The following is a 10,151-nucleotide window of genomic DNA, read 5'->3' on the forward strand; positions in this document are numbered from 1 at the left end:
GGGGGACAATGCCGGCGGTCCTACACGTCATTACGTCCCTCGGCTCCGGCGGAGCCGAACGGATGCTCACCCGCGTGGCGACGGCGCGGGGTCTAGCCGCCTACCGGCAGACGGTGGTCTCGCTGACCGGCGATGGTGTCTATGGCGAGGCTCTGAGAAGCGCCGGCGTCCCCCTCCACGCCTTGAACATGGGAAGCTCGGTCTACCTGTCCTTTCTCCGGCTCGTCGGCATCATCCGGCGTGAACGGCCGGACATCATCATGACGTGGCTCTACCACGCCGACTTCCTCGGCACCCTGGCCACCGCTCTGACCCGCACGCCGTGCCTGATCTGGAACCTGCGCTGTTCCGACATGGACCTGACGCAGTACAAACCCACCACGCGCCGCGTTCTATCCCTGCTGGTCCGCCTGTCGGGCCGTCCCTGGGCGGTGACCAGCAATAGCGCGGCGGGACAGGCGGTGCACGCGGCCCTGGGCTACCGGCCTCGCCGGTGGGTCGTCCTGCCGAACGGCTTTGACCTCACGACCTGGCATCCGGATGCAGCCGACCGGGCCGCCGTGCGGACGGCCTGGGGACTGGCGCCGAAGGATCAGGCGATCGGCCTGGTTGCGCGCGTCGATCCCATGAAGGACCACGCGACCTTTCTGGCTGCGGCCGAAGACGTCGCCGCGCGCCTGCCTGCCGCCCGGTTCGTCCTCATCGGGCGGGGCACGGAGCGGCTGTCCCTGCCGGCGGCGCTCGCCGCGCGGACGCACGCCCTGGGAGAGCGCGACGACGTGCCCAGGCTGATGCGCGGCCTCGACCTCGCCGTCCTCAGCTCTGCCTTCGGCGAGGGCTTCCCCAATGCGGTCGGCGAAGCCATGGCCACCGGCCTCCCCTGCGTCGTGACGAATGTCGGCGACGCCGCCCGCATCGTCGGCGACACTGGCACGGTGGTCCCGCCGCGCGAGCCCGCCCGCCTGGCTGCGGCCATTGTCGACATGCTCGCCGAGGGTCCCGAGGCCCTGCAGGTGCGCGGCGCAGACGCGAACAGGCGCATCCGCGAACGGTGGGCGCTGCCGATGGTCCTGGACGCCTATGACAGGCTATGGCGGGAGGCGCTGGACGACGCGGCCCTCGTGCCGGGACGGATTCCCGGACCTCGGGAGGTGGTGTGAGGACCGGCGGCGTGTTCCATCATGCCGATGAATCGTCCCGCGGCGGCGCCAACCACAAGAATGCGCGGAATCATCACCCCCACCGCCGCCGCCACGCCTCGAACATCGCCAGCGTCCACAGCGCATAGGCGTGGTTGCGCCGGCCCGACAGATGCTCGCGCCACAGCGCGCGGGCCGGCGCCGGGTCGAGCACGCCGGCGTCGCTCTCGATCAGGTCCGCCGCCCAGTCACGCAGGGGCCCGCGCAGCCAGTCGGCCAGCGGCACGCCGAACCCCATTTTCGGCCGGTCGATCAGCGCGCGCGGCACGTGGCGGTCGAGCACCCGGCGCAGGATCCATTTGGTCTCGCCGCCGCGCACCAGGAAACGGGGCGGCAGCCGCCAGGCGAACTCGACGACGCGGTGGTCGAGCAGCGGCGGGCGCGCCTCCAGCGCCACCGCCATCGAGGCGCGGTCGACCTTCTGCAGGATGTCGTCGGGCAGATAGGTCACGGTGTCGGCAAAGCGCATGCGGTCGAGCAGGTCGAGCCCGTCCGGCGGCACGCCCAGGCCCGGCATGCATTCCGGCGCGGCGAGATGGCGGGCGGGGTCGGGCCCCTGGCTCACCAGCCGCCGGTAGAGCGCGTCGGGGTCGAGCGCCAGGATGCCGGCGAGCTTGGCGAGCTTGTCGGCCGGCTGCGCCGGCAGAAGCCGGCGCGGCAGCAGGTGCGCCGCCGAATCCACCAGTTGCGGCGGCAGCGCGCCGAGCCCGAAGGCCGCGATCCGGCGCAGCGGCAGCGGCAGGCGGGCGATGCGCGGCCAGTCCCGCGCCGCCACCAGATGACGATTGTAGCCGGCAAATAATTCGTCGCCGCCATCGCCCGACAGCGCCACCGTGACGTGGGCGCGGGTGAGCTTGGAGACGAGATGGGTCGGGATTTGCGAGGAGTCGGCAAACGGCTCGTCGAACATGTCGGCGAGCTGCGGCACCACGGCGAGCGCGTCGGCGGCGGTGACGACGAGCTCCGTGTGCTGCGTGCCGAGATGGCGGGCGACGGCGGCGGCGTGCGCGGATTCGTCGAAGCCGAACTCGGGAAAGCCGATCGAGAAGGTGCGCACCGCGCCCTTGTTGGCGCCAACCATCAGCGCCGCCACCGTCGAGGAATCGACGCCGCCCGACAGGAACGCGCCGAGCGGCACGTCGGCGATCATCTGCCGGCCGATGGCATCGGCGAGCAGGGCGGCGAGCCGGTCCTCCGCCTCGCCATCGGACACGTCGAGCGGATCGACGCGGCCCGCCGCCACCGCATCCTCCAGCCGCCAATAGCGCGAGCGGGTGAGCGTGCCGTCGGCCGAAAAGGTCGCGATCTCGCCCGGCAGCACCTTCTCGACGCCGACGAAGATCGCGTGCGGCGCCGGCACGTAGCCCAGGCGCAGGAAGCTCGCCACCGCACCCGGATTCAGTTGGCGAGGTTCGTCATCGATCGCGCGCAGCGCCTTCAGCTCCGAGCCGAAGGCGAGGCGTCCGTTCGTTGCCTCGAAGAACAGCGGCTTGATGCCGAGCCGGTCGCGCACCAGATGCAGCCGGCGCGCGCGCCGGTCCCACAGCGCGATGGCATACATGCCGTTGAGGTCTTGAAGCGTTTCCGCGAGCCCGCGCCGCGCCACGCTTTCGACGATCGCCTCGGTATCGGAATGGCCGCGCCAGGCGATGCCGCCCAGCGCCGGATGCCGGCGCAGCTCGGCGGCATTGTAGATCTCGCCATTGTAGCTGATCGCCCAGTTTCCATCGGCCGAGACCATCGGCTGGGCGCCGGCCGGCGACAGATCGACGATGGCGAGCCGGCGATGGGACAAAGCGAGCCCCGCCGCGGCATCGACCCATACGCCTGCGCCATCCGGCCCGCGATGGGCGATTTTCTCGGCCATCGCCTGGGCGGCGCGCGCCAGCGAAGGCTCATCGCCGCGGCGGCGGGGATCGATCAGACCGGCAATGCCGCACATGAGTCTCGTCCTGGGTTGATGCGGTTCTCCGGCCGGTCAAGCCATCGAGCCGCATCCCGATCACCGAACATCCTGTCTCCGTATCAGCCCTGCGTCTGCTGGCTGACCGACAGCACGCCCTTCTTGATCTCCACCCGCATGTCGCAGCGCTCCACGGTGCGCAGGCGGTGGGCGATCATGATGATGGTGCGGTCGCGGTCGAGCGCGTCGATCGCCGCCATCACCGCGTCCTCGGTGGCGGAGTCGAGCGCGCTCGTCGCCTCGTCGAGGACGAGGATGGCCGGGTCGCCATAGAGCGCGCGGGCGATGCCGAGGCGCTGGCGCTGGCCGCCGGAGAGCCTGACGCCGCGTTCGCCGACGCGGGCGTCGTAGCCGCCGGGCAGCTCGTTGACGATGAAGTCGTGCAGTTGCGCGGCGCGGGCGGCGCGCTCCACCGCCGCGCGGTCGATCGCCTGATGCGGGCGGCCGAAGGCGATGTTGGCGGCCACCGTCTCGTCGGCGATGAAGATGTGCTGGGGCACGTAGCCGATGCCGGCGCGCCAGCGGCGCAGCGTCTCGTCGCCGTCGAGCGGGCCGTCGTCGGCGAGGATGCGCCCTTCGGTCGGCACGATCAGGCCGAGCAGCAGGTCGATCAGCGTGCTCTTGCCCGATCCGGTGGGGCCGACCACGCCCACCCGCGCGCCGCGCGGGATTTCGAGTTCGACCGCGCGCAGCGCCGGCCGCTCGGCGTTGGGGTAGGCGAAGGTGACCTTCTCGAAGCGGATCGCCCGGGTCAGCGGCAGGGGGGCTGCGATGTGCACCGGCTCCGCGGGCGGGCGCATCGTCGTCAGGTCGCGGTGCAGCGCCTCGATGGTCGGCGCGGCGAAGCGGATGGTGGTCAGGCTGGCGTAGATCTCCTGCAGGCCGGGCAGGATGCGGTAGCCGGCGAAGGCGAACAGCGCCACCACCGGCAGCGCGTTCTCCAGCGTCTGGCGGGTGTCGAGCAGATAGAGCACGAGGCCGAGCACGCCGCCGAAGGCGATGGCCTCCAGGCTGTGGCGCGGCGCCAGCGAGATGATCTGGTTGCCGGCCTGGGTGCGGGCGAAGCGCTCGGAGGGGCCGGCGAAGCGCGCGGCGTAGACGGCCTCCAGGCCGAGCATCTTGATCTCCTTGATGCCGGCGAAGCCTTCCGAGACCACGTGGTAGCGGAGCTGGTTGGCCTCGTAGCGCACCTGGCCGCTGCGGGCGATGACGCCGCGCAGCGCGAGGAAGATGAGCGAATACGCGCCGCCCAGCACGACGACGACCAGAAGGGCGACCAGCGGGTCCGCCGCCACCAGCACGGCGCCGATGAACACCGTCACCACCAGCCGCGACAGCGCCAGCATGGCTGGCTGGATGATGCGGTTGGTGACCTGGGACACCTCGTCGAGAATGCTCTTTGCGAACTCGGCCGAGTGGCGGGTAAGAAAGAAGGCGTAGGGCTGGGAGAGATAGGCGCTCACCAGCCGCACCGACAGCTCGTGGCCGACGAGATTGGTGAACAGCGCGATCCGCCACGCGGTGAAGGTCTTGAAGGCGTTGCCCAGCACCAGGACCGCCAGCACCGCGAAGCCGACCAGGAGCAGGAAGCTGCGCTCGCTCGTCACGCCGGACATCGCATAGGCGGTGCCCAAGAGCCCGCCCTTGCTCAGCGCCGCCGGGTTGGCGACCAGCGAGATGAACGGCACGATGGAGACGACCGACAGCGTCTCGACCAGCGCCGTCAAGGTGATGAGCACCGACACGCCGAGTGCGCGCCGGCGCTGCCAGGGTTCGAGAATCTCCCAGACGCGGCGGAAGATGGCGGCAAAGCCGCGCGAGCGCGCGGCCGGCATTTCCTTGTGGGACGGCTTCATCGGATCAAGCTCGCATCGAGCGGCGTCTCCGCGCTGTTGCGCGCGGGTTGCTGACGGTGATGACGAGCGCGCCCGCCAGGCCGGGCGCCAGCGCGGTGGCGAGATCGCCGCCGGACAGGGCGAAACGGCGCAGGGAAATGGAGGTCACGGGCGCGGAACCTGCTTGAGTGGGAGACGAGGCGGACGGGGAGACGGCTGGAACACGGGAACTCTCGAACGCAGAAGCTCTTGAACGCGGGAACTCTCGAACGCGGGAACTCTTGAAGCCGGATCTTCTGGACGCGGGATCTTCTGGACGCGGGATCTTCGGGACGGGATGCGCTTGACGGCCGGGACATGCCCGGGAGGCTTGGAGCCGGCGACAGTGCGACTGCTCGCCGCGCCGGATTGCGCCGGAAGACTGCCCGACCCGGCCCGACGGCGCCGCGCGTGTTCATGCTTTGAACGGCGGATAGCAGCATCGGCCCGGTTCGGCAACGGTTGGTGGCCGGCCGGGGGGTGCCCTAGCGGAATGTCCTACAGGCCGAACGGATCGGCGGAGGATGCCCCATCCGGCGTGCCTCCCACGCCGCCTCCCATGCCGGCAAAGCCCTCGAACAGGCTCGCCACCGGCGCCCCGGCGAGGTCGGCGGGGAAGTCGCGCGGGTGGATGAAGTCGTCGCGGAACCAGGGGAACCGGTCGGGGTCGAAGGCGGCGATCATCCAGTCGATCAGCCGGCGCACGCGCGCGATCTTGGCGGCGTCGGGGTGGTAGGTCAGGCAGATGTCGCACTGCATGCGCAGCGGCAGGTCGACCGGCACCACCCGCGCGCCGATCGCCTGGGCGTAGGTCGGCAGCAGGCCCAGCCCGGCGCCGCGGGCGATCGCCCAGTAATGGGTGCTGCTGACATTGGAGCGGATGGCGACGAAGCCCGGCTGGGGAATGCCCGGGAAGATGCGGTCGTAGTCGGCGAAGTCGGCGACCTGGTCGGCAAGCTGCAGCACGATCTTGTGCTTGAGCAGCTCCTCGAAGGTGGCCGGCGTGCCGTGGCGGTCGAGATAGGCGGGCGCGGCGAACGGCATCACGTGCAGGCGGCCGATCTTCACCACCTTCAGGTCCTTGGCGGTGGGGCGGGTGAGCTGGATGGCGACGTCGGCCTCCATGCGCAGCACGTCGGCCGACTTCATGGCGCAGGAGATGTCCACCAAGAGGCCGGGATTGCGGCGCTGGAACTCGACCAGCCGCGGCACGATCCAGAAGGCGCCGAGCCCCTCGGTGATGGCGAGCCGCACCTCGCCGGTGATCGCCGGGTCGATCTGGTCGCGTTCGCGCAGCACGCCGAACGAGGCCTGCTCCATGCGCTGGGCGGCGGCGAGGATGCGCTTGCCCTCCTCGGTGGTGCGCACGCCGTCGACATGGCGGGTGAGCAGCTTGATATCGAGGGCGCTCTCCAGCTCGCCGATGCGGCGGCGCAGGACGTTCACCGACATGCCCAGCGCGTCGGCGGCGGAGCGGAAGCTGCCGCGGCGCGCAACCTCCAGGAACAGCCGGATCGGTTCCCAGTCGATGGCCGCGTGTGCGGCGACGGCGCCGCCGCGTTCCCCCGGCGGCACACCCCGTTCACGCTGCGGATACATACAGGCGCCCCCATCCGGCAGTAGTTTCGTTTGAATTTGTGGAGCTGGCCGCGACCGCAGATGCGCAGTTCCGGATCATGGATCGCGGCGCAGCAAATTTGGCGGGCGTGCGGTCCACGCCGCCGGCAAGCAACATCATGGCGCGATCCCGCGTCGGGCGTTTTTCGCAGTCCAGTTCTTCAGTCCAGGGCGGATCCCTACAGCAACCGCAGCGTGGCGGGAATCCGGATCCCGCCGGTGGGGTTGCAGCAGGGCCTGCGCGCGGGCCTGAAGATACGGGTTTGATGAGGCGGCCTTGGGCAGGCTGCGAGCGGCGGGCGAGTTCAGGGACTGCCGCAAGGCCGAAGACTGCCGACTGCAAAGAATTTCAAATTCAAAGAGTGCCGGATTTCTGGGGAACGAAGATGAACCCGAAACTGCAGGCGAAGCTTGAGGGCATGTGCCAGGCGCTCGGCGAACACATTTCCACGGCGAAGGACTACAATCTCCAGGACATCGCCATGTATCTGAAGATGGCGCGTCTGGCGATCCAGATGGAAATGAACATGGTCTCGAATGACGAGATGAAGCAGTTCTGCGAGGCCCTCGGCGAGTGCCGCAACCGGCCGCCGGCGCGCGCCAGCCATTGAGGCCGCCGGCTCTCCACGGCGGCCGGTGCGCCCAAAGGGGTCGGCCGGAGACCGGATCACACCCGCTCGACGAAGCTGTCCAGCACCCGCTTCTCGCCGGCCTTGTCGAACTGCACGGTGAGCTTGTTGCCGTCGAGCCCGACGATCTCGCCATAGCCGAACTTGACGTGGAACACCCGCTCGCCGCGCGCGAAGTCCGAGCCTGCGGCCGGCGGCGTGACCGACCTGGCGACGACGTGCCCCTCGATCACCCGGCCCTCGATCACCCGGCCGTTGCCGCCGCGGCCGCCATTGGCGGTCCCGCGATAGGATGAGGCGGCCTCGCTGAAGCCCGAGCCTTGGCCCGAACGGGCGCGCTGCCAGCCGGGCGTGGTGTAGTCGGACGCGGTGAAGGCCTCGGCGCTGTCGAACCGGCTCGCGAACCGGCCCGCCATGCCGCCGCCCCAGCCGGGCTTGCCCTTGCTTTCCTCGATCTCGACGTGATCCTCCGGCAGTTCGTCGACGAAGCGCGAGGGGATGGTCGAGGACCACAGGCCGTGGATGCGCCGGTTGGCGGAAAAGTAGATCTTCGCCCGGCGGCGCGCCCGCGTCAGCCCGACATAGGCCAGCCGCCGCTCCTCCTCCAGCCCGGCGCGGCCCTGCTCGTCGAGCGCGCGCTGGTGCGGGAACAGTCCCTCCTCCCAGCCGGGCAGGAACACGGTGTCGAACTCCAGCCCCTTGGCGGAATGCAGCGTCATGATCGAGACGGCCTCGGCGCCATCGGCGCGGTCGCTCTCCATCACCAGCGAGACATGCTCCAGGAAGGCCGGCAGCCCGGCATAATCCTGCATCGAGCGCACCAACTCCTTCAGATTCTCCAGCCGGCCGGCGGCCTCGGGCGAGCGGTCCTGCTGCCACATGCCGGTGTAGCCCGACTCGTCCAGGATGATCTCGGCCAGCTCGGCGTGCGGCTTGGCGTCGAGCTCGCCGCGCCAGCGGGCGAAATTCTGCAGAAGCTCGCGCAGCGCCAGGCGCTGCCTGGGCTTGAAGCCGTCGGTGTCGATCAGGTCCTGCGCCGCGGCGATCAGCGGGATCTCAGCAGCGCGGGCATGGTCGTGGATCAGCTTGAGGGCGGCGTCGCCCAGGCCGCGCTTGGGCACATTGACGATGCGCTCGAACGCCAGGTCGTCGGCCGGCTGCACCACGCAGCGGAAATAGGCGAGTGCGTCGCGGATTTCGGCGCGCTCGTAGAAGCGCGGGCCGCCGATGACGCGATAGGGCAGGCCGAGCGTGACAAACCGGTCCTCGAACTCGCGCATCTGGAACGAGGCGCGCACCAGGATGGCGATGTCGTCGAGCTTCAGGCCATTGCGCTGCAGCGCCTCGATCTCCTCGCCGACCGCGCGGGCCTCTTCCTCCGAATCCCAGGTGGAGGTGACGGTCGGCTTGTCGCCCGGCGCGTCGTCGGTGAACAGCGTCTTGCCGAGCCGGCCCTCATTGTGGGCGATGAGGTGGGAGGCGGTGGCCAGGATGTGGCCGGTCGAGCGGTAGTTGCGCTCAAGGCGGATGACGGCGGCGCCGGGAAAGTCGTGGTCGAAGCGCAGGATGTTGTCGACCTCGGCGCCGCGCCAGCCATAGATCGACTGGTCGTCGTCGCCGACGCAGCAGATGTTCTTGGCCTCAAGCGCCAGCAGGCGTAGCCACAGGTACTGCGCCACGTTGGTGTCCTGGTACTCGTCGACCAGCATGAAGCGGAAGCGCCGCTGATAGTCGGCGAGCACGTCGGGGTGGGCGCGAAACAGGCGGATCGGCTCCAACAGCAGGTCGCCGAAGTCGGTGGCGTTCAGCGTCTTCAGCCGCTGCTGGAACATGGCGTAGAGCGCGGCGCCGCGGCCGGCCGCGAACACCGCGCCCTCGCCGGCCGGCACCTGCTCGGGGGCGAGGCCGCGGTTCTTCCAGCCGTCGATCATCCCGGCCAAAGTGCGGGCCGGCCAGCGCTTCTCGTCGATGTTCTCGGCCGCCAGGATCTGCTTGATCAGCCGGATCTGGTCGTCGGTGTCGAGAATGGTGAAGTTGGGCTTCAGCCCCACCAGCTCGGCGTGGCGGCGCAGGATGCGGGTGCCGATGGCGTGGAAGGTGCCGAGCCAGGGCATGCCCTCCACCGCCTCGCCGACCATGGCCGAGACGCGCTCCTTCATCTCGCGTGCCGCCTTGTTGGTGAAGGTCACGGCGAGGATCTGCGAGGGGTAGGCGCGGCCGAGGCGGAGGATGTGGGCGATGCGGGTGGTCAGCACCCGCGTCTTGCCGGTGCCGGCGCCGGCCAGCACCAGCACCGGGCCGTCGAGCGTCTCCACCGCGCGGCGCTGCTCGGGGTTGAGGCCGTCGAGATAGCTGGGCGCACGTTGCGTCAGCGCCGCGGCGCGGGCGGCGAGCCCGCCCGGGCGCGGGGCCGGCGGGGCGGCGCTCGGCGGCGTGTCGCGATGGTCGGTCAATCCGCTCTCCCGGCCGCCGGACGGGGCGGCCTGATTCTCTATTCGTGAACAAAATGGCACCGGCGCGGCGCAATGGCGAGGGTATGCTGGGGGTATAGAGCGGCGCCCACTGGGGCGGCGAGGCAGAGTTTGATTTGGCCGCGGTTTCATCGCAGAACCGCGTTGAACGGATTCCGGGTGATTGGCCCGGCTCTTTCTTCCCTCTCCCCTTGCGGGAGAGGGTGGCGAGACCGAGTGAAGCGAGGTCGAGCCGGGTGAGGGGTTGCTTCAAGCCAGCTTGATGTCACCCCTCACCCGCCTCGCGATCTGATGATCGCTCGGCACCCTCTCCCACAAGGGCAGGGTTATCGCATATAAGCAAAGAGTTCGAAGAAGAACTCTTTGCTCCAAAGCGCGAGGTTCATTTTTCTCGATAC

The 10,151-nt window shown here is 69.8% G+C and carries 7 protein-coding genes; 2 read left to right on the forward strand and 5 right to left on the reverse strand.

Annotated elements, in window-relative coordinates; all coding sequences use genetic code 11:
• Nucleotides 1-8 precede the first annotated feature (8 nt).
• A complete protein-coding gene (locus F1193_RS15080) occupies nucleotides 9-1,160 on the forward strand; it encodes a glycosyltransferase (RefSeq protein ID WP_150098624.1) in 1,152 nt (383 codons plus the stop codon).
• A 73-nt stretch (nucleotides 1,161-1,233) separates the two neighbouring features.
• Here the strand turns inward: F1193_RS15080 and asnB are convergent, their stop codons facing one another.
• The 4 genes from asnB to F1193_RS15095 form a co-directional block, all read right to left on the reverse strand.
• A complete protein-coding gene (asnB, locus tag F1193_RS15085; protein WP_150098625.1) occupies nucleotides 1,234-3,141 on the reverse strand; it encodes an asparagine synthase (glutamine-hydrolyzing) in 1,908 nt (635 codons plus the stop codon).
• Between the two features lie 83 nt (nucleotides 3,142-3,224).
• The gene (locus F1193_RS15090) at nucleotides 3,225-5,018 is read right to left on the reverse strand and encodes an ABC transporter ATP-binding protein (RefSeq protein WP_150098626.1); all 1,794 of its coding nucleotides are present in this window, start codon (nucleotides 5,016-5,018) and stop codon (nucleotides 3,225-3,227) included.
• Nucleotides 5,019-5,022: 4 nt separating this feature from the next.
• Nucleotides 5,023-5,166, reverse strand: coding sequence for a hypothetical protein (locus F1193_RS17165; protein ID WP_170263700.1), 144 nt, complete (start codon nucleotides 5,164-5,166; stop codon nucleotides 5,023-5,025).
• 368 nt (nucleotides 5,167-5,534) lie between these two features.
• Nucleotides 5,535-6,611: a LysR family transcriptional regulator gene (locus F1193_RS15095; RefSeq protein ID WP_246164449.1), complete on the reverse strand. Its 1,077-nt coding sequence runs from the start codon at nucleotides 6,609-6,611 to the stop codon at nucleotides 5,535-5,537.
• Nucleotides 6,612-7,039: 428 nt separating this feature from the next.
• Between F1193_RS15095 and F1193_RS15100 the strand changes: the two genes are divergently transcribed.
• Nucleotides 7,040-7,264, forward strand: coding sequence for a hypothetical protein (locus F1193_RS15100; protein ID WP_150098628.1), 225 nt, complete (start codon nucleotides 7,040-7,042; stop codon nucleotides 7,262-7,264).
• 56 nt (nucleotides 7,265-7,320) lie between these two features.
• Here the strand turns inward: F1193_RS15100 and F1193_RS15105 are convergent, their stop codons facing one another.
• A complete protein-coding gene (locus F1193_RS15105) occupies nucleotides 7,321-9,735 on the reverse strand; it encodes an ATP-dependent helicase (RefSeq protein WP_246164450.1) in 2,415 nt (804 codons plus the stop codon).
• Nucleotides 9,736-10,151: the final 416 nt, after the last annotated feature.

Source organism: Blastochloris sulfoviridis (assembly GCF_008630065.1).
Taxonomy (GTDB): Bacteria; Pseudomonadota; Alphaproteobacteria; order Rhizobiales; family Xanthobacteraceae; genus Blastochloris; species Blastochloris sulfoviridis.

What these genes read in the sequence shown, in the direction of transcription:
- F1193_RS15080 (WP_150098624.1), top strand. Translation starts at nt 9, where the DNA reads ATGCCGGCGGTCCTACACGTCATTACGTCCCTCGGCTCCGGCGGAGCC.
- asnB (WP_150098625.1), bottom strand. Translation starts at nt 3,141, where the DNA reads ATGTGCGGCATTGCCGGTCTGATCGATCCCCGCCGCCGCGGCGATGAG.
- F1193_RS15090 (WP_150098626.1), bottom strand. Translation starts at nt 5,018, where the DNA reads ATGAAGCCGTCCCACAAGGAAATGCCGGCCGCGCGCTCGCGCGGCTTT.
- F1193_RS15100 (WP_150098628.1), top strand. Translation starts at nt 7,040, where the DNA reads ATGAACCCGAAACTGCAGGCGAAGCTTGAGGGCATGTGCCAGGCGCTC.